We start from the raw sequence: 17,431 nt of genomic DNA, 5'->3' as shown, positions 1-17,431 counted from the left end.
ATGGAGGCCCCATGGCCGAGTCCGTGCTGCTTCATTTCGCCTTCGACCCGGGATCGCGGTGCGCGCGCCTGGCGCTGGGCGAGGCGAAGATCGCCGTGCGCGAGACGCCGGTCAAACCGTGGGAGGACGACTGTCCGCTGCACGGGCTGAACCCGTCGGGCATGCCCCCGGTGTTGACGGTCGGGGACCTGGTGCTGTGCGAGAGCGCTGCCATCCTGGGCTGGGTCGACGACCAGACCGAGGGCAAGCTGCTGTTCACCCGGGACGAGGCCGAACGCGCCGAGACCCGCCGGCTGACCGGCTGGTTCGAGCGGAAATTCACCGACGAGGTCCAGGCCATCCTGCTGCACGAGCGGATGGAAAAGCCCCTGCTGCGGCTGGGCCCGCCCGAAGCGCGCGCCCTCAGGGCCGGGCGGGAGGCGCTGAAGGCGCATCTGGTCGAGCTGGAAGGGTTGGCGCGGGGGCGCGACTGGCTGGCGGGACGTCGGCTGGGTCAGGCCGATCTGGTGGCGGCGGCGCACCTGTCGGTGCTGGACTATTTCGGCGAGATCGCCTGGGCGACGTATCCGGCGCTCAAGGACTGGTATGTGCGGGCGAAGTGCCGGCCGTGTTTCCGGCCGCTGCTGGCCGACCGCCTGCCGGGCCAGCCGCCCGTTGCCCACTACGACGACCTCGACTTCTAGGCCCGTTCGCGGCAAGGCGGGGCGATGAGCGACCCCATCAACAGTCTGGTCGAGGAGATCCGCGCCCGCGCGACGGCGCTGGGCTTTGACGCCTGCCGGCTGGCGTCAGCCGGGGCGGCCTGGGCCGCCGGCGATCATCTGGGCCAGTTCGTCGAGGCGGGGCGGCATGGCGAGATGGCGTGGATGGAGACCACGCTGGACCGGCGGCGCCATCCGACCGCCATGTGGGACCGGGCGCGCACCGCCATCGTGCTGGGCCTCAACTATGGTCCCGGCACCGATCCGCTGGTCGAGCTGGAGGACGGATCGCGCGGCTATATCTCGGTCTACGCCCGCGGCGACGACTATCACGAGCTGATCAAGGGGCGACTGAAGACGCTGGCGGGTTTTATCGCGGCCAAGACCGGCGAAGACGTAAAGGTGTTCGTCGACACCGCCCCCCTGATGGAAAAGCCGCTGGCCCAGCGCGCCGGCCTCGGCTGGCAGGGCAAGCACACCAATCTGCTGTCGCGCCGGCATGGCAATTGGCTGTTCCTGGGGGTGATCCTGTCGGCGGCCGACCTGTCGGTTGATGAGGCGGAAGGGGAGCACTGCGGCTCCTGCACCGCCTGTCTGGATGCCTGCCCGACGGGGGCCTTTCCCGCGCCGTTCCAGCTGGATGCCCGGCGGTGCCTGTCCTATCTGACCATCGAGTTCGCGGGACCCTGGGCGGAGGAGTTCCGCGAGGCGACAGGCAGCCGCATCTATGGCTGTGACGACTGTCTGGCGGTCTGTCCGTGGAACAAGTTCGCCGAGACCTCACGCGAGGCGCGACTGGCGGCCCGCGACGAGGCGGTGAGCCCCCCGCTGGCCGAGCTGGCGGCGCTGGACGACGCCGGGTTTCGCGCGCGCTTCCGCAAGAGCCCGATCAAGCGGATCGGCCGCGACCGGTTCGTGCGCAATGTGCTGTACGCCATCGGAAACAGCGGCGACGTCGCTCTGCTTGATATCGCCCGGCGCCTGACCGGGGATCCGGACCCTGTGGTCAGGGACGCGGCCGGATGGGCGGTGGCGCGGCTGGAGAGCGCGCGACGCTGAGCCGAGTCAGCCCGAGGCCTCGCCCACGCCGCGGTGGCCGCCGGGTGCCGGCGCGACCGCCAGCAGTTTGACGCGGAAGACCAGAACGGAGTTGCCGGGAATGGCCGGGGGACGCCCTTCTTCGCCATAGCCGAGGGCGGGCGGGACATAGAGCATCCACTCGTCGCCGGGGCGCATCATCTGCAGCGCCTCGGTCCAGCCGGGCACGAGGCCCTGCGGCGACATGACCGCTGGCGCGCCGCGCTGATAGGAGCTGTCGAAGACGGTGCCATTGGTCAGGCTGCCCTCGTATTCAACGCGAACGAGGTCGTTGCTGTCGGGCTGGATACCATCCGCCGGACCCGAGTTGACGACCTTGTACTGAAGCCCGCTTTCCGTGGTCCGGACGCCTTCGGCGCGAGCGTTGGCGGTGAGGAAATACTCGGCCGCCCTGGCCCGGGCGGCGCTGTCGGCGGACGCATCCCCGCCCCCGTTTCCGCAGGCGGACAACAGCAGAAGGCCCGCACATGCCGCACCCGCGGCCCTAGCCCATGCGAAGTTCATAACCCTTGTCCCCCAGAGCCTTGCCGATCTCATCGGCATGCGCCGAGTCACGGGTTTCCACCATGATGTCGAACTCGGCCCCCTTGGCCGGCACGTCAAGCGCCAGCCGGTTGTGGACCACGTCGATGATATTGCCGCCCAGGCCGCCGATCACCGCCGCCATGGAGGACAGCATCCCCGGACGGTCGTCGCCCAGGATGCGATAGATGATCAGACGCCGCTCGCGGACCATCTCGCGGTTCAGCACCACGGCCAGCATGCGCGCGTCGATATTGCCGCCACACAGGACGAGGCCGACCCTGCGGCCCCTGAATCGGTCCGGATTGGCCAGCAGGGCGGCGAGGCCCCCGGCGCCGGCCCCCTCGGCCACGGTCTTCTCGAACGTGGCATAGAAGGCGACAGCCTTTTCGAAATCGGCCTCTTCGCAGACGAAGATCTCCTTCACCAGCGGATCGGCGAGGGCGAAGGGGATGTCGCCGACCGCCTTGATCGCGATCCCCTCGGCGATGGTGGCCCCGCCGCACTTTGGCGTTTCGCCCCGCCGGCGGGCGATAAAGGACGGATACATGGCCGCCTCGACGCCATGCACGTTCAGTTCAGGCTTGATCGCCTTCGCCGCGATGGAACAACCCGCGATCAGGCCGCCGCCCCCGATCGGGATGATCATGTCCTCGATATCGGGGGCATCCTCGAGGAACTCCATCGCGCAGACGCCCTGCCCGGCGACAATGCCCGCATCGTCGAAGGCCGAGATGAAGACGAAGCCTTCCTCGTCGCGCAGGCGGTGTGCCTCGGCTGTCGAGCCGGTGAAGTCCGCGCCCTCGATTACCACCCGGGCCCCGTGGCGGCGGGTGCCGTCGATCTTCACGAAGGGCGTCCCCTCGGGCATGACGATGGTGACGGGCACGCCCAGCCGTCCCCCGTGATAGGCCAGGGCCTGGGCATGGTTGCCGGCCGAGGCGGCGACGACGCCGCGCCTGCGCTCGTCCGCATCCAGCAGCAGCAGCCGGTTCAGCGCGCCGCGCTCCTTGAAGCTGCCGGTAAAGTGCAGATTGTCGAACTTGACCCAGACCTCGGCCCCGGTCAGCTCGGACAGGCGGCGGGAATGGCGGGTCGGGGTGTGATCGACCTGGCCCCGGATGCGCTCGCGGGCGGCCTGGATATCGGAGAAGGTGACGGTCATCCGCGGTACGGGTTCCAAAGCGTTCCTGCCGTGTGGATCACGGTCTTCAGCCCCCGCTTGTGGACCAGTGGCGGACCGCTCGCAACCTTGACCTTATGGCTTGCGTTAGGCGTCATGGCGGTGACGTCGATCCGGGCCTATGATCGGCCGCACGTGTTCCGGAGGAAGAACCTGACCATGCCTGTTTCGCTGCGAACCCTTACCCTTTCTTCGCTCGGGGCTGCGGCCCTGGCGGCGACCGCCGCCTGCGCGCCCACCACCGGACCGGGACCGGGCCCCATCGCCGAATCCACCGCCTTCAATGCCGCCGACTTTGCCTGGTCAGGGGCAAACGGCACGGGAAGCGTCAACGGTCGGATCGACTTCATGCAGAACGGCACGCGCTATACCTGCACCGGGTCGGTCGCCCTGACGCCGGTCACCCCCTACACGCGCGCGCGGTTCCGCAACCTCTACGGCTCGATCGACAAGGCCGCCCTGCCCGAATCGGTGGTTCGCGCCCGCACGGTTCCCGATCCCAATGCCGACTACCGGTCCTTTGTTCGGTCCTCGACCTGTGCCGACAACCGGTTCCAATTCGACAATCTGCCCGCCGGCGAATGGTTCATCATCGCCCCGGTCAGCGCCGGTGGCCAGGAGCGGGTGGTCATGATGCAACGTATCCGGACCCGCGACGGCGCGCGCGTGGACGTTACCCTCTGAGGATGGAGTGCCGCATGGCCCAGCTGCCGACGCGTATCGTCACCATGATCGCCGCCGGGGCCATGCTGGGCCTCGGTATCCCGGCCGCAGAGGCCCAGAGCCGCTACGACGGTCGGTACAGCTATGGCTATGAAAGCCAGTACCGCTATGAGGCGGACTATCGCACCGTGCGCCAGACCAGCGGATATTCCGACTGGAGCGTCGCGGCCCAGCGCGACCGGCCGGGCGACTATCGCTGTGATGCCTTCTGGGACGCCAACCGCACCGATTGCCATGCAGCCTGGCGCGACCAGAGGCACCGGACGTCCCAGGGTTCGGGCAGCTATGGTTATGGCTATCGCGACCACGACCGACGGCATGACGACCGCTATGGCTATGGCTATGGCTATGGACATGGGCCCCAGCCCTATTACGGCTCGGCCTGGCGTCACCCGCCCGCCTATGGCCAAGGCGGTGCCACCCCCTATTACGGGGCCTATGGGCGGCCGGATCTGGTCTATCCGGGGTCGGGCTCGGCCTATGGCGGCGGACGGGACGCGCGGCGGGTGGATTGGTGCCGACGCACCTATCGCTCCTATGATCCGCGCACGGGATATTACCGCGCCTACAGCGGCCGCCTGATCTATTGCGGCTGATCCCGAGATAAACCACCGTTCGCCATGCTTTGGCCCCAGCCGGAGGGCCACTGAAGGGGCGCGTCCGCCCGGGCGCGGGTTCGGTCAAAGGGAGCGCGTCCATGTCCCGACACAACATCACCGGTTCGGAAGCGTTTGATCGTCGACCGTTCGTCTATATCCGCTCGGTCTCGAGCGGAGGTCTGAGGCGCAGGCGGGCGCGTCTGGCGCTGGGCTTTATCCTGGGCGTGATCGTCGCCCTGGCCCTCGTCACCGTGGCCCTGCTGATGATCTTCATGCCCGTACCGGGCTAAGGCAGGTCGGGCCGACGATCATCAAGCCAGCCAGATCATCCGCCGGGTCTCGACCGGACCCCCGCGCGCGCGACTGAGGCCGGGGCGGACCTCACCCGTATAGAGAAAGCCCGCCTTTTCCAGCACGCGGCCGGAGGCCGGATTGTCGACAAAGTGGCCCGCGACCAGCGCCCGCTTGCGCCAGCGGCTGCGCGCCCAGCTGAGCGCACCCTGCAGGGCTTCGGTGGCATAGCCCCGCCCCCAGAAAGGACGCCCGATCCAGTAGCCGGTTTCCGGCACAGGGTCCGCGTCGTTGAACAGGCCGATAACGCCGACCGGCCCCTGATCCTCGTGCTCGATCATGAAGGTGCTGCCGTTGCGCGGATCCTGGGCGGCGACGCTCGCAAGGAATTCCTCGGCGTGGGCCACCGAATAGGGCGAGGGCATGCGCAGGGTCATGCGGGCGATATCGGGGTCATTGGCCAGGGCGACGAGGCGCGGGGCATCCTCGGCGCGGGGTGCCCGCAGCGCCAGACGCCGCGTTTCTATGACGGGCAAGGGTTCAATTCCGCACATGGCCGGACCTCGGTCTTCCTGCCGCCGCCTTGTGAGGGCTCGGGCGGCTCGAGGCGGGGAACGAAAACGGGGAGCCTGGTGATCCAGACTCCCCGCGGAATATTTCCCTTGGTCCGGATCGGCTGCTGGTTGAGCAACACGATCCGGTCGGGCTTCGTGTTACTCGGCGGCGGCGGCGGTGCCTGCCTGGTCGTCATTGGCCGCAAGAATCGAGACGTAACAGCGGCCACCGGTCTTGGTGGTGAATTTCACCGAGCCCGGGGTAAGGGCGAACAGGGTGTGGTCACGACCCATGCCGACGTTGTCGCCCGGGTGCCATTTGGTGCCGCGTTGGCGCACGATGATGTTGCCGGCCAGCACGCGCTCGCCGCCAAACTTCTTCACGCCGAGGCGTTTGGATTCGGAGTCGCGACCGTTGCGCGACGAACCACCGGATTTCTTGTGAGCCATAGGTCTGCTCCGTACTTCCTCGATGCGCTATCGCTCGGCTCGCGGAGCCTCACTGCTTGAGCGCGTGATTGTCATTCTAGCACACCGCCAGGCGGTGCGCCTAAAGCGTTATTCCTTGTCGGCCTTGGGCGCGGCCTTCTTGGCGGGGGCCTTCTTCGCCGGAGCCTTGGACTTGGGGGCCTCGTCCGTGGCGGCCTCAGCCTTAGGGGCAGCCTTTTTGGCCGGAGCCTTCTTCGCCGGAGCGGCCTTGGCCTTCGGAGCCTCGTCCTGGGCCGGGGCCGCGTCGCGCGAGGCCAGGCCACGGGCGCGCAGGTTCATCTCGGCCTTGGTCATCAGCGAGGTTTCGCCGTCCCATTTGGCCTTTTCGCCGGCACCTTCGATGCCGGTGATGCGCAGCACCGATTCCATCTGGCGATGGCCACGCGTCCGACGATAGCCCTGACGGCGGATCTTCTTGAAGATCTTGACCTTCTCGCCCTTGCGGGTCTCGATCAGGGTCGCGGCGACGGTGGCACCGTCGATCAGCGGCGCACCGACCGTGATTCCCTTGTCACCGCCCAGCATCAGGACTTCGCCGAAGCTGACGTCCGAGCCGGCGTCACCGTCCAGCTTTTCGACGACCAGCACGTCGCCCGGTTGAACCCGGTATTGCTTACCGCCGGTCTTGATTACCGCGTACATATCGAAAGCCTCAAAGCCTGAACGCATAAAGATAAGCGCCCGCGAGGGACCCCCGCAGGCGAAGAGCGGCGACATATACGGAAGGGCGGCCCCGAGTCAACGGACAAGCGCGCATTCGTCGCGCAGGGCGGCTCTGATCCGCGCCCTCCCGGGCAGAATCCTGCCCGCCTCTCGACTGTTATAAGGTAACGCGCTAAGGGCGTCGCGATGTCGCCGTCCGACTTTCAACCCACACTGCTGGTGTCGCTGCTGCTTGGTGGCTTCGTCACGGCCTTTCTGCACGCCGCCCTGCCGACCCACTGGCTGCCGTTCGTGCTGGTCGGGCGGGCGCAGCGGTGGAGTCTGGCCACGACCCTGTGGTCGGTGCTGGCAGCGGGCTTGGCCCATATCGCAGTGACCGCCGTCGTCGGGGGCCTGATCGTGGCCGCAGGCCTCGCGCTGGACCGATGGATTGCGGGCGTCCTGCCCTGGCTGTCCGCCGGTCTGCTGTTTGTGCTGGGTCTCTTCTATCTGTCCCGTTCCACGATCAGAAGACCGCTGCCCGCGGAAGGGCCGGCCCTCGAGGCACCCGAGCCGACGGTGTCGCAGGCGGCGGCCTTCTGGGGGCTGGTGGCGGTCATGGCGGCCTCGCCCGGAGAGGTGCTGCTGCCGCTCTATCTGTCTTCGGCCGAAGAGGGCCTGCTGGTGCTGGGCCTGCTGACCCTGATCCTGGCTGCCGGGACGGTACTGGGCATGGCGGTGTTCACCACCCTGGCCCGGGCCGGGGCCTCGATCCTGAGACTGGAGCGCTGGGCGCGCTACGAGGGCGCGATCCTGGGTCTGGCCCTGATCGGTCTGGGGCTTCTCGTCGTCATGCACCAGCACTAGGGTCGGCCGCATGGCCCACGACGCACACAGCCACGCCGGACACGGTCACAGCCATCCTGGGCACGGGCACCATGGACATGCGCACGGCCATGACCACGGGCCGGTCGATACGGGCGACTGGCGCTATCTGGTGGCGCTGGCTCTGAACCTGGGCTTCGTCATCGTTGAGTTCTGGGCCGGGCTGATCAGCGGCTCCACCGCCCTGATGGCCGACGCCGGGCACAATCTGTCGGACGTGCTGGCGCTGGCGCTGGCGGGGGGCGCGGCCTGGATGGCGCGCAGGCGGGCGCGGGATTCCCTGACCTACGGCTATCGCAAGGGCACGGTGCTGGCGGCCCTGGCCAACGCCATCCTGCTGCTGGCCGCCTGTGGCTGGATCACCTGGGAGGCGGTCGAGCGCCTGATGAACCCCGTGGAGGTGGCGTCCGGCTTCATCGTCGCGGTGGCGGGCATCGGCTTTGTCATCAACCTGGGCACCGCCGTGCTGTTCCTGAAGGATCAGCACAAGGACCTGAATGTGCGCGGCGCCTATCTGCACATGATGGCCGATGCGGCGGTCTCGCTGGGCGTGGTGGCGGCGGGACTGGTGATCATGTTCAGCGGCTGGACCATCCTCGATCCGATGATCAGCCTGGTGATCGTGGCGGTGATCCTGTGGGCCACCTGGGGTCTGCTGAAGGACTCGGTCAATCTGGCGCTGGACGGGGCCCCCGCCGGAATCGCCGTCGATCAGGTGCGCGCGGGCCTGCTGGCCCTGCCGGGCGTGGTAGCGGTGCATGACCTGCACGTCTGGGGCCTGTCGACGACAGACGCGGCCCTGACCGCCCATCTGGTGCACGAGCGGGCGGATGCCGCGGCCCTGCTGGCCGAGGTCCAGGCCCTGGCAAGGGAGCGGTTCGGCCTCGGCCATGTGACCATCCAGCTGGAGACCGAGCCCCTGGACGATTGTCCGCAGTGCTGAGGGCCTTTTCTTTCCAGCCGGGACGCTCCATCTAGCGCCCATGGAAAAGACACCCGTGACCGTGCTGACCGGCTACCTCGGCGCCGGCAAGACCACCCTGCTGAACCGCATCCTGACCGGGGACCACGGCAAGCGCTATGCCGTGATCGTCAACGAGTTCGGCGAGATCGGCATCGACAACGATCTGGTCGTCGGGGCCGACGAGGATGTGTTCGAGATGAACAACGGCTGCGTCTGCTGCACGGTGCGCGGCGACCTGATCCGCGTGGTGCAGGGGCTGATGAAGCGCCAGCGCCCGGGCAAGCCGGCGTTCGACGCCATCATCGTCGAGACCACGGGCCTGGCCGATCCCGGTCCGGTGGCCCAGACCTTCTTCGTAGACGACGATGTGCGCGAAAGGACGGTGCTGGACAGCGTCACCGCCCTGGTCGACGCCAAGCATGTGATGGCGCGGCTGGATGACTCGAAAGAGGCGCGCGAACAGGTGGCCTTTGCCGACCAGATCATCCTGAACAAGGCCGATCTGGTAACGCCCGAGGAACTGGCGACCGTCGAGGCCCGGCTGCGCGGCCTGAACCCGCTGGCGCCGATCATCCGGGCCGAGCGCGCCGACGTGCCGCTCGACAGCATCCTGAACCGGCACGGATTTGATCTGGGCCGGATCAATGAGGTGCGGCCGGACTTCCTCAACCCGCCCCACGGCGCCGAGGGTCATGTCCATGACGAGCATTGTGGCCATGATCATCATGACCACGACCACACTCACCATCACCATGACCACGACCATGGCCCCCGGGGGCATGCGCACGAGGACGACATCAAGGGCGTCGCCCTGTCGCTGGACCGACCGGTGAACGGCGAGGTCTTCACCCGGTGGCTGGACCAGCTTCTGGCGACGCAGGGCCAGAACATCCTGCGGGCCAAGGGCATAATCGATGTGGCGGGCGAGGACCGGCGTCTGGTGTTCCAGGCCGTCCACATGATTCTGGAAGGCGAGCTGCAAAAGCCGTGGGGCGAGGCCGAGCGCCGCTGGAGCCGCGCGGTCTTCATCGGTCGCGATCTGGACGAGGCCGCCCTGCGCAAGGGCTTTGAGGCTTGCGCCGCGTGATCGAGCACATCGATCCGACCCGCGACGCCCTCGCCGCCTTCCGCGACCTGCCGGACGACCGGCCGGTGATGATGATCAATCTGGTGCGTTTCCGGCCACAGGCGCTCTATCCGGCCGCCCATCCCATGACCGGCAAGACGGTCTCGGGAGCCGAGGCGTACAAGCTTTACCGCCGCGCGGCGGCCGCGCCTTTTGCCCGGGCCGGAGGCGAGCAGATCTGGGCCGGGACGCCCGAGCTGACCGTGATCGGGCCGCGCGACGAGGCCTGGGACATCGCCTTCATCGCTCGCTACCCGACCGGGGCCGATTTTCTGGCAATGCTGCGCGATCCCGAATACCGCGAGGCCGTCATTCACAGGCAGGCGGCCGTCAGCAATTCCCGCTTGATCCGCTGCAGCGAGGTCGGGGCATGAGATCGTTCGAGTTTGACGCCCAGCCCACTGCGGCCCTGTTTGACGCCTCAGGCGCCGTTTTTGCCCTGGGCGACGGGTCGATCCGGTTCGAGGACGGGTCGGTAGTCGAGGCGCATGACGGGGCGGTCCTGTGCGCGGTGCGGCATCCCTCGGGCCAGGGCGTCATCACCGGCGGTGACGACGGGCGGCTGGTCTGGTCGCGCCCGGACGAGGTCGTGCCGCTGGCCGACGCGAAGGGGCGCTGGATCGACGCGGTTGCCGCCTCCCCCGAGAGCGGGATGGTGGCCTATTCGGCGGGCAAGGTGGCGACCGTGCTGGACGCTTCGGACGCCGCTTTCCGGCGCGAGTTCACCCATGAGCGGACCGTGTCGGGGCTGGCCTTCGATCCCAAGGGGCGGCGACTGGTGGCCTCGACCTATGGCGGGGCGGCACTGTGGTATGCGCGGATCGCCGACCAGCAACCCACCCTGTTGAAGTGGGCCGGTTCGCATACAGGGGTGGCGGTGTCGCCGGACGGTGCCTTTGTCGTCACCACCATGCAGGACAACCAGCTGCACGGCTGGCGGCTGAAGGATCAGCGCAACCTGCGCATGGGGGGCTATCCGGCCAAGATCCGCTCGGTCGCCTTCCTGGCGAACGGTAAGCTGCTGGCGACGGCGGGCGCGTCGGGCGTGGTCATGTGGCCGTTCACCGGCTCGGACGGGCCAATGGGCAAGGAAGCCTCCGAGATCGGCTTTGAGGAAGGCGCACTGGTCGTCCATGTGGCGGCGGCGACCAGGCACGGGCGGGTCGCGGCGGGCCTCAGCGACGGGCGGGTCTGGTGGGCTGATCCGGCGCGTCAGGGACTGGCCTTCGTCAAGGCCGAACGCGGGGCACCGATCGGTGCCCTGGCCATGAGTGAGGACGGTAACCGTCTGGCCTGGGGCGATGAGGACGGTCAGGCCGGGATCGCGGATCTGTAACCTCCTCCCGCTTGCCATGGGCAAGCGGGGCTGTTCATGATGGATCATGACTGAACCCCCGCACATGCCGGATTTCGGGACGGAAAAGCCGAAGCGGCGGATCGGCTGTCTGGGCGTGATACTGGGCGTGCTCGCCCTCGCCGTCCTGCTGCCGGTCGGGTCCGTGGTGACCCATGCGGTGGTGCCGCCGCTGACCACCCTGCTGATGGTCGAGCGCGGCTTTGCCGGGCATCCGGCGGACTATCGCTGGCGCAAGCTGGACGACATCTCGCCCCGGCTGGTCGAGGCGGTCATCGCCTCGGAGGACGCGCGGTTCTGCAGCCATGCCGGTTTCGACTTCGAGGCCATCGAAAAGGCTCTCGAGGCCAATGAGCGGTCAAAACGCCGGGGGCGTGGCGGCATGCGCGGCGGCTCGACGATCAGCCAGCAGACCGCCAAGAACGTCTTTCTGTGGCCCGGCCGGGGCTGGGTCCGGAAGGGGCTTGAGGCCGGCTATACGGTCCTGATCGAGGCGACCTGGTCCAAACGGCGAATCGTCGAGGTCTATCTGAACGTCGCCGAATGGGCGCCCGGCGTCTACGGCGCTGAAGCCGCGGCCCGGCACTGGTTCGGCAAGTCAGCAAAGGACCTGTCGGCGCGCGAGGCCGCCCGGCTGGCGGCGGTCCTGCCAAGCCCGAGGCGATACAATGCCTCCAGCCCCGGTCCCTATGTACGCGGGCGAACCGGCCGCATCCAGGCCGCCATGGGCACGGTGCGCAATGACGGGCTGGCGAGCTGCGTACTGGGCTGAGCGGACGCGCCGCACCGGTCGTTAACCGGCGTCCTCGACCTTCCCTTAACCGTCCCCGGTGCATGATCGAGCGATGTGCGGGCCTGTGCCCGCGCCATCGAACAAGCGGTCGGGATCATGGGCATTCGTCTCTGGACGGAAAGACTGAAGGCATTCTTCGGGGATCGGCGCGGCAATGTGGCCCTGATCTTCGGACTCAGCCTGCCGGTCATGGTGCTGATGACGGTCGGCGGCGTGGACATTCACCGGGCCTCGACCGTGCGGGTCAACCTGCAGGATGCGCTGGACGCTTCGGCGTTGGCGGCCGCGCGCTCGCCCTATACCCAGCCGGCGGATATCCAGCGCGTCGGCATGGATGCGCTCAGGGCCAATCTGACCAACTATCCGAACATCATCCTGCGCGAGGACAAGACGACCTTCGTCCTGAACGAGGACCAGGTGGTGGTGGCTAGGGGCTCGGTCGATGTGAAGGCGCTGGTCGCGAACATCTTCCTGCCGCCCTACGGCCAGTTCATGGACGACTACCTGCCGGTCACGGCCCATTCCGAGGTCAACCGCTCGTCCAAGAACCTGGAAGTGTCGCTGGTGCTGGACATCACAGGCTCGATGGCCGGACAGCGCATGGTCGACCTGAAGCGCGCGGCGGTCGAGCTGGCCACCATGATCGTCCAGGATCTTCAGACGCCCTATTACTCCAAGATGGCCGTTGTGCCCTATTCCAACAGCGTCAATGTCGGCAGCTATGCAAACTCTGTACGCGGCACCCCGACCGGCTCGATCAATATCACCAATGCCGTCTGGACCAACGGGATCACCCGGTCGATTTCGGGCATTACCAGCGCCAACCCGGGCGTAATCACCTCGAACGGGCATGGCTTTTCGACGGGCGATTTCGTCTGGATCGACCAGGTCGTGGGCATGACCCAGATCAACAACCGCGCCTATCGCGTGGTCAGGATCACCAACAACACCTTTTCTCTGGAATTCTGGAACGGGTCGAGCTGGAGCACGCTGAGAACCCGGTCCAGCGACGGGTTCAGCTCCTATACCCGGGACGGACGCATCCGGGGCTGTCTGCAGTCGGATTGTTCCGTCGTGGTGACGACCAGCAGCAACCACGGCCTGTCGACCGGGGACAGCGTCTACATCACCGACGTCCGGGGCATGACCCAGATCAACAACACCGGCTATGAGATCACCCGGCTGAGCAACACCACCTATTCGATCGGTGTGACCGGTGCCACCTGGGGCACATACACCTCGAACGGGCGATCCTGGTGCGGGCAGTATGGATGTCAGTGGCGGGTGTTCCGCAATGCGGTCGGTAACCTGCGCTGGTTCCCGGCATCCACCTGTGTAAGCGAACGCACGGGCCCCCAGGCCTATACGGATGCCGCGCCCACGGCTGCGGCGCGGGTCGGATTTGTCTATGGCGGCGGGTCCGGGAATACCTGTCCTGATGCCCAGTTGATGCCGCTGACCAGTGACCGGGCCGCGGTCATCAACCTGATCAATAACCTTCCGGTGATCGGCTCGACCGCCGGGCAGATCGGGGCTTCGTGGGGCTGGTATACTGTCTCGCCCAATTTCAACAGCCTGTGGCCAGCCAGCGCGGCCGGGGCCTATGGCGACCCGGACCTGCTGAAGGCCGTGATCCTCATGACCGACGGCGAGTTCAACACCCCCTATTGCTCGGGCGTCATCGCCCGGGATGCGGGGACGGGCTCGGGCAGCGCGGCCGACCACATCTTCTGCAACGCCACCAACGGCGACCCCTTCGCCCAGACGCTTTCGACCTGCGCGGCCATGAAGGCCCAGGGGATCATCGTCTACACTGTCGGCTTCCTGGTGGATTCCGGAGGGGGTGCCGAGCGCGTGATCCGGGATTGCGCCTCCAGCGCCGCGCACGTCTATCTGCCCGCCAGCGGAGCGGACCTGTCGGACGCCTTCAAGGCCATCGGCCGCGACATCACCCGGCTGAGAATCTCGAAATAGCTGGCGCTATCGCTCGCGACGCGGTCGCTCGCTGCCTGAGCGCAGTGTCTTCGCGCTATCGCTCGCGACGCGGTCGCTCGCTGCTTGAGCGCTCAGATCAGCCGGATTTCCCTGAGGCGTTCGGTCAGGAAGTCCTCGGCCATGATCGCCTTCCCGGCATAGCGGTCCGGATTGTCCGGCGTGATGGTCGACGGCAGGGTCTCGATCACGAAGTCCGGATTGAAGTGCAGGAAGAAGGGCATGGAATAGCGGGCGAACCGGCTGCGCTCGGGCGACGGATTGATCACCCGGTGGCTGGTTGACGGCAGGACGTGATTGGTCAGCCGCTGCAGCATGTCGCCGATATTGACCACCAGGGCGCCCGGCGGCGGGGCGATATCCAGCCAGCTGCCGTCCTTTTCCTTGAGCTGCAGCCCGGCTTCCTCGGCGCCCAGCAGCAGGGTGATGACATTGATGTCTTCATGCGCGCCGGCACGAACCCCGGCGGGCTCGCCCGTCACCGGCGGGTAGTGCAGCAGGCGCAGGATGCTGTTGCCCAGCTGGACCTTGTCCTCGAAATAATCGTCGCCGAGCCCCAGATGCCGGGCGATGGCACGCAGGATGCGGGCTCCGAGCGCATCCATCGCCTCGAAGAGGCCATACAGGTGGTCACGGAAGCCCTCGACCTCGGTCGGCCACAGATTGTCCCGCATATATTTCCGGTAGGGATGCCCCTCGGGCAGCTCACGGCCGACGTGCCAGAACTCCTTGAGGTCGACCGCCGCCGCGCCCTTGGCCGCCTCGACGCCGAAGGGGGTCAGTCCGCGCGCCCCGCCCGTGCCCGGCAGGTGATAGGCCCGCTTGACGTCTTCCGGCAGGGCAAAGAAGGCCTTGGCGTCGTTCAGCGCGGCGTCGATCACCGTCTGGTCCAGGCCGTGATCGGCGATCACGGCAAAGCCATAGCGTTCGAAAGACCCGCCCAGGGCATCGGCAAAGGCCTGGAAATCACGGTCGTAGAGCGACATGGACACGGGCGTAATGCCCCGCGCGGACAGATCGGTGTGGGAGGAGGCGGGTTCGGCGGTCACGGCAGCGTCCGTTCAGGCAGTGGCAGGGCTTCAGGCTGATACGCCGTGACACCCCCCGATGGCAAACGGATGGCAGCGCCGTTCATATCCGATACAGATGGGAACCTTCACCGTAAGGCTCGCGTTAACCGGGCCTGACGCCCAAATCACAGGACGAGACACATGCGCACCAAGATTCTGATGACCGGCGCGGCCATTGCCACCCTTTTGGGAGCCGCAGCCTGCACCACCACCGACCCCTACAGCTCACAGCCGCGTCGCAACAACACCGGAACCGGTGCCATTGCGGGTGCTCTCGGTGGCGCCGTGCTGGGTTACCTGACCAACACCTCGGACGGCGAGCAGGGCCGCAGGAACGCGTTGATCGGGGCCGGCGTCGGCGCTCTCGCCGGGGCGGCGGTCGGCCAGTACATGGACCGCCAGCAGCGCGCCATGGAAGAGCAACTGTCCGGCACCGGCGTCGGCGTCGTTCGCCAGGGCGACAACCTGGTCCTGCGCATGCCGTCGGACGTGACCTTCGCCACCAACCAGTCCAACATCGATCCGCAGTTCAACGCGGTTCTGGCCGATGTTGCCGCGGTCCTGCGGCAGTACGACCGGAGCACGGTCGATATCATCGGGCACACCGATTCCACCGGCGGCGACCACATCAACCAGCCGCTGTCCGAACGCCGGGCCCTGTCGGTGGCCGACGCCCTGATCCGAAACGGCGTCATGCCCGAGCGCCTGTTCATCGAAGGTCGCAGTTCGCGCGAGCCCGTCGCCTCGAACGACACGACCCAGGGCCGCGCCCAGAACCGTCGGGTGGAAATCCTGATCCGTCCGTTCCGCGGCTGATCACGGCAAGACAAGCGTAAAGAAGGGCGGGTCCCCCCCGGGGGCCCGCCTTTTTTGTCGACTCGCGTTCGGCAAGGCTTGCCGTCCCCCCCTGGCCTGTGCTTTGGCTGGGCGAGGGTTAACCGGGGGTGGCCGTGGGTCCGGACAATCGGGAATGGCTGGAGGGCGCAAGGCTGATCTCGATCGGCGTGGCCGCCGCCGTCGTCTCGGCCGGTCTGGTCATCGGCGTCGGGCGGGCCGTCATGATCGATGATGCCGACCGCCCCGTGGCCCGGGCCGAGATCCTGATACCCGCCTCGACCCGTTAGCTTCAGGCCCGGCCGATCGAGGTGTAGCGGAAGCCACGCGCCCGCATGTCTTCGGGACGATAGATGTTGCGCAGGTCGACGATGACCGGCTGCTTCACCAGCGACTTCAGGCGATCCAGATCCAGCGCGCGGAACGGGTCCCATTCCGTCACGATGACCACCGCATCGGCATCCTTGACCGCGTCATAGGGCCCATCGCGGAAATCGACCCCCTTCAGCAGCGCCTTGGCCTCATGCATGCCCTCGGGGTCGAAGGCCTGGACCTTTGCCCCCGCCGCGATCAGGGCGGGCACCAGGTCCAGCGAGGGCGAGTCGCGCATGTCATCGGTGTTGGGCTTGAAGGTCAGACCCAGCACCGCGACCGTCTTGCCCGACAGGTCGCCGTCCAGCGCTTTTTCGACGCGCCCGGCCATGGCCTTCTTGCGCGCGTCATTGACCTCGACCGTGGTCTCGACCAGTCGCACGGGACTGCCGGCATCCACGGCAGTGCGCACCAGGGCAAGGGTGTCCTTCGGAAAGCAGGAGCCGCCATAACCCGGGCCGGCGTGCAGGAATTTCGAGCCGATGCGGTTGTCCAGACCAATGCCGCGCGCGACCTGCTGCACATCGGCGCCCACGGCCTCGCACAGATCGGCCATCTCGTTGATGAAGGTGATCTTCAGGGCGAGGAAGGCGTTGGCGGCGTATTTGATCAGTTCCGAGGTGCGGCGGCCCACGAACAGCAGCGGCGATTCATTGAGGTTCAGCGGGCGATAAAGCTCGCTCATCACCTTACGGGCCCGGTCGTCATCGGTGCCGACCACGACGCGATCCGGACGTTTGAAGTCGCCGATGGCGGCACCTTCGCGGAGGAATTCGGGGTTGGAGACCACGGCGAATTCCGCGTCCGGACGACGCTCGCGGATGATGCGCTCGATCTCATCGCCGGTGCCGACCGGCACGGTCGATTTGGTGACCACCACGGTGAACCCGTCGATCAGACCGGCGATCTCCTCGGCGGCGGCATAGACATAGCTGAGGTCGGCGTGGCCGTCTCCGCGACGCGAGGGCGTGCCCACGGCGATGAAGACGGCGTCGGCCTGACGTATGGCCTCGGCTCCGTCGACGGCGAAGAACAGGCGACCTTCCTCGACATTCTTGGCGACCAGGGTGTCGAGACCGGGCTCATAGATGGGCATGATGCCCTGCTCCAGCCGCTCGATCTTGGAGGCATCCTTGTCGACACAGGTGACCACATGGCCGAAGTCGGCAAAGCAGGCCCCGGACACCAGGCCCACATATCCCGTACCGATCATTGCCACGCGCATGCCGTATCCCTTCC

The 17,431-nt window shown here is 67.2% G+C and carries 21 protein-coding genes; 14 read left to right on the top strand and 7 right to left on the bottom strand.

What is annotated here, in order from left to right; genetic code table 11:
* Positions 1-11: 11 nt before the first annotated feature.
* Together IBJ06_RS00730 and queG are read left to right on the top strand one after the other, a co-directional pair.
* A complete protein-coding gene (locus IBJ06_RS00730) occupies positions 12-683 on the top strand; it encodes a glutathione S-transferase family protein (RefSeq protein WP_292156602.1) in 672 nt (223 codons plus the stop codon).
* A gap of 24 nt (positions 684-707) precedes the next feature.
* Positions 708-1,760: a tRNA epoxyqueuosine(34) reductase QueG gene (gene queG, locus IBJ06_RS00725; protein ID WP_292156601.1), complete on the top strand. Its 1,053-nt coding sequence runs from the start codon at positions 708-710 to the stop codon at positions 1,758-1,760.
* Between the two features lie 6 nt (positions 1,761-1,766).
* Here queG and IBJ06_RS00720 read toward each other — a convergent pair whose 3' ends face one another.
* On the bottom strand, positions 1,767-2,303 hold the full coding sequence (locus IBJ06_RS00720) for an FKBP-type peptidyl-prolyl cis-trans isomerase (protein WP_292156600.1): 537 nt from the start codon (positions 2,301-2,303) through the stop codon (positions 1,767-1,769).
* Positions 2,284-3,486, bottom strand: a complete 1,203-nt coding sequence (locus IBJ06_RS00715; RefSeq protein ID WP_292156599.1) for a threonine ammonia-lyase — start codon at positions 3,484-3,486, stop codon at positions 2,284-2,286. The genes IBJ06_RS00720 and IBJ06_RS00715 overlap by 20 nt, the downstream gene beginning before the upstream one ends.
* A gap of 177 nt (positions 3,487-3,663) precedes the next feature.
* Between IBJ06_RS00715 and IBJ06_RS00710 the strand changes: the two genes are divergently transcribed.
* From IBJ06_RS00710 to IBJ06_RS00700, 3 genes are all read left to right on the top strand, one after another.
* Positions 3,664-4,188, top strand: a complete 525-nt coding sequence (locus IBJ06_RS00710; protein WP_292156598.1) for a hypothetical protein — start codon at positions 3,664-3,666, stop codon at positions 4,186-4,188.
* Between the two features lie 14 nt (positions 4,189-4,202).
* Positions 4,203-4,823, top strand: a complete 621-nt coding sequence (locus IBJ06_RS00705; protein WP_292156597.1) for a BA14K family protein — start codon at positions 4,203-4,205, stop codon at positions 4,821-4,823.
* Positions 4,824-4,924: 101 nt separating this feature from the next.
* The gene (locus IBJ06_RS00700; protein WP_292156596.1) at positions 4,925-5,116 is read left to right on the top strand and encodes a hypothetical protein; all 192 of its coding nucleotides are present in this window, start codon (positions 4,925-4,927) and stop codon (positions 5,114-5,116) included.
* Between the two features lie 21 nt (positions 5,117-5,137).
* Here IBJ06_RS00700 and IBJ06_RS00695 read toward each other — a convergent pair whose 3' ends face one another.
* From IBJ06_RS00695 to rplU, 3 genes are all read right to left on the bottom strand, one after another.
* Positions 5,138-5,671: a GNAT family N-acetyltransferase gene (locus IBJ06_RS00695; protein ID WP_292156595.1), complete on the bottom strand. Its 534-nt coding sequence runs from the start codon at positions 5,669-5,671 to the stop codon at positions 5,138-5,140.
* A gap of 159 nt (positions 5,672-5,830) precedes the next feature.
* Entirely contained in the window at positions 5,831-6,121 is a 291-nt protein-coding gene (gene rpmA, locus IBJ06_RS00690; protein ID WP_292156594.1) for a 50S ribosomal protein L27, read from the bottom strand.
* A 108-nt stretch (positions 6,122-6,229) separates the two neighbouring features.
* A complete protein-coding gene (gene rplU / locus IBJ06_RS00685) occupies positions 6,230-6,802 on the bottom strand; it encodes a 50S ribosomal protein L21 (protein WP_292156593.1) in 573 nt (190 codons plus the stop codon).
* 207 nt (positions 6,803-7,009) lie between these two features.
* Between rplU and IBJ06_RS00680 the strand changes: the two genes are divergently transcribed.
* From IBJ06_RS00680 to IBJ06_RS00650, 7 genes are all read left to right on the top strand, one after another.
* Positions 7,010-7,669, top strand: a complete 660-nt coding sequence (locus IBJ06_RS00680) for a hypothetical protein (protein ID WP_292156592.1) — start codon at positions 7,010-7,012, stop codon at positions 7,667-7,669.
* Between the two features lie 10 nt (positions 7,670-7,679).
* Positions 7,680-8,630: a cation diffusion facilitator family transporter gene (locus tag IBJ06_RS00675; RefSeq protein WP_292156591.1), complete on the top strand. Its 951-nt coding sequence runs from the start codon at positions 7,680-7,682 to the stop codon at positions 8,628-8,630.
* A gap of 40 nt (positions 8,631-8,670) precedes the next feature.
* Positions 8,671-9,738, top strand: a complete 1,068-nt coding sequence (locus IBJ06_RS00670) for a GTP-binding protein (RefSeq protein WP_292156590.1) — start codon at positions 8,671-8,673, stop codon at positions 9,736-9,738.
* Complete coding sequence (locus IBJ06_RS00665) at positions 9,735-10,151, top strand: DUF1330 domain-containing protein (RefSeq protein WP_292156589.1); 417 nt, start codon at positions 9,735-9,737, stop codon at positions 10,149-10,151. Before IBJ06_RS00670 ends, IBJ06_RS00665 begins: the two co-directional genes overlap by 4 nt.
* Positions 10,148-11,113 carry a WD40 repeat domain-containing protein gene (locus IBJ06_RS00660; RefSeq protein ID WP_292156588.1) on the top strand — a complete coding sequence of 322 codons (966 nt, stop codon included), beginning with the start codon at positions 10,148-10,150 and terminating at the stop codon, positions 11,111-11,113. The genes IBJ06_RS00665 and IBJ06_RS00660 overlap by 4 nt, the downstream gene beginning before the upstream one ends.
* Before the next feature lie 64 nt (positions 11,114-11,177).
* Positions 11,178-11,903, top strand: coding sequence for a monofunctional biosynthetic peptidoglycan transglycosylase (gene mtgA, locus IBJ06_RS00655; RefSeq protein ID WP_292157257.1), 726 nt, complete (start codon positions 11,178-11,180; stop codon positions 11,901-11,903).
* Between the two features lie 117 nt (positions 11,904-12,020).
* Positions 12,021-13,898 carry a ubiquitin-activating E1 FCCH domain-containing protein gene (locus tag IBJ06_RS00650; protein WP_292156587.1) on the top strand — a complete coding sequence of 626 codons (1,878 nt, stop codon included), beginning with the start codon at positions 12,021-12,023 and terminating at the stop codon, positions 13,896-13,898.
* 92 nt (positions 13,899-13,990) lie between these two features.
* On the opposite strand, the gene IBJ06_RS00645 is transcribed toward IBJ06_RS00650, so the two are convergent.
* Complete coding sequence (locus tag IBJ06_RS00645; protein ID WP_292157256.1) at positions 13,991-14,902, bottom strand: 2-oxoglutarate and iron-dependent oxygenase domain-containing protein; 912 nt, start codon at positions 14,900-14,902, stop codon at positions 13,991-13,993.
* A gap of 225 nt (positions 14,903-15,127) precedes the next feature.
* Here IBJ06_RS00645 and IBJ06_RS00640 point away from each other — a divergent pair, with 225 nt between their 5' ends.
* On the top strand, positions 15,128-15,802 hold the full coding sequence (locus tag IBJ06_RS00640; protein WP_292156586.1) for an OmpA family protein: 675 nt from the start codon (positions 15,128-15,130) through the stop codon (positions 15,800-15,802).
* Positions 15,803-15,936: 134 nt separating this feature from the next.
* Positions 15,937-16,110, top strand: a complete 174-nt coding sequence (locus IBJ06_RS00635; protein ID WP_292156585.1) for a hypothetical protein — start codon at positions 15,937-15,939, stop codon at positions 16,108-16,110.
* Positions 16,111-16,112: 2 nt separating this feature from the next.
* Here the strand turns inward: IBJ06_RS00635 and IBJ06_RS00630 are convergent, their stop codons facing one another.
* A complete protein-coding gene (locus IBJ06_RS00630) occupies positions 16,113-17,417 on the bottom strand; it encodes a UDP-glucose/GDP-mannose dehydrogenase family protein (protein ID WP_292156584.1) in 1,305 nt (434 codons plus the stop codon).
* Between the last annotated feature and the right edge of the window lie 14 nt (positions 17,418-17,431).

Origin of the sequence: Brevundimonas sp. (assembly GCF_016742135.1) — a bacterium.
Lineage (GTDB): Bacteria > Pseudomonadota > Alphaproteobacteria > Caulobacterales > Caulobacteraceae > Brevundimonas.
The sequence above is the reverse complement of the archived record's forward strand: the minus strand, read 5'-3'. Positions and strand labels throughout refer to the sequence as shown.

Excerpts from the sequence above, each read along its gene's own strand:
- IBJ06_RS00670 (WP_292156590.1), top strand. The coding sequence starts at position 8,671 with ATGGAAAAGACACCCGTGACCGTGCTGACCGGCTACCTCGGCGCCGGC.
- IBJ06_RS00710 (WP_292156598.1), top strand. The coding sequence starts at position 3,664 with ATGCCTGTTTCGCTGCGAACCCTTACCCTTTCTTCGCTCGGGGCTGCG.
- IBJ06_RS00680 (WP_292156592.1), top strand. The coding sequence starts at position 7,010 with ATGTCGCCGTCCGACTTTCAACCCACACTGCTGGTGTCGCTGCTGCTT.
- IBJ06_RS00645 (WP_292157256.1), bottom strand. The coding sequence starts at position 14,902 with ATGTCGCTCTACGACCGTGATTTCCAGGCCTTTGCCGATGCCCTGGGC.
- rplU (WP_292156593.1), bottom strand. The coding sequence starts at position 6,802 with ATGTACGCGGTAATCAAGACCGGCGGTAAGCAATACCGGGTTCAACCG.
- IBJ06_RS00705 (WP_292156597.1), top strand. The coding sequence starts at position 4,203 with ATGGCCCAGCTGCCGACGCGTATCGTCACCATGATCGCCGCCGGGGCC.
- IBJ06_RS00700 (WP_292156596.1), top strand. The coding sequence starts at position 4,925 with ATGTCCCGACACAACATCACCGGTTCGGAAGCGTTTGATCGTCGACCG.
- queG (WP_292156601.1), top strand. The coding sequence starts at position 708 with ATGAGCGACCCCATCAACAGTCTGGTCGAGGAGATCCGCGCCCGCGCG.
- IBJ06_RS00695 (WP_292156595.1), bottom strand. The coding sequence starts at position 5,671 with ATGTGCGGAATTGAACCCTTGCCCGTCATAGAAACGCGGCGTCTGGCG.
- rpmA (WP_292156594.1), bottom strand. The coding sequence starts at position 6,121 with ATGGCTCACAAGAAATCCGGTGGTTCGTCGCGCAACGGTCGCGACTCC.
- IBJ06_RS00630 (WP_292156584.1), bottom strand. The coding sequence starts at position 17,417 with ATGCGCGTGGCAATGATCGGTACGGGATATGTGGGCCTGGTGTCCGGG.
- IBJ06_RS00730 (WP_292156602.1), top strand. The coding sequence starts at position 12 with ATGGCCGAGTCCGTGCTGCTTCATTTCGCCTTCGACCCGGGATCGCGG.
- IBJ06_RS00715 (WP_292156599.1), bottom strand. The coding sequence starts at position 3,486 with ATGACCGTCACCTTCTCCGATATCCAGGCCGCCCGCGAGCGCATCCGG.
- IBJ06_RS00650 (WP_292156587.1), top strand. The coding sequence starts at position 12,021 with ATGGGCATTCGTCTCTGGACGGAAAGACTGAAGGCATTCTTCGGGGAT.
- mtgA (WP_292157257.1), top strand. The coding sequence starts at position 11,178 with ATGCCGGATTTCGGGACGGAAAAGCCGAAGCGGCGGATCGGCTGTCTG.
- IBJ06_RS00640 (WP_292156586.1), top strand. The coding sequence starts at position 15,128 with ATGCGCACCAAGATTCTGATGACCGGCGCGGCCATTGCCACCCTTTTG.
- IBJ06_RS00660 (WP_292156588.1), top strand. The coding sequence starts at position 10,148 with ATGAGATCGTTCGAGTTTGACGCCCAGCCCACTGCGGCCCTGTTTGAC.
- IBJ06_RS00675 (WP_292156591.1), top strand. The coding sequence starts at position 7,680 with ATGGCCCACGACGCACACAGCCACGCCGGACACGGTCACAGCCATCCT.
- IBJ06_RS00720 (WP_292156600.1), bottom strand. The coding sequence starts at position 2,303 with ATGAACTTCGCATGGGCTAGGGCCGCGGGTGCGGCATGTGCGGGCCTT.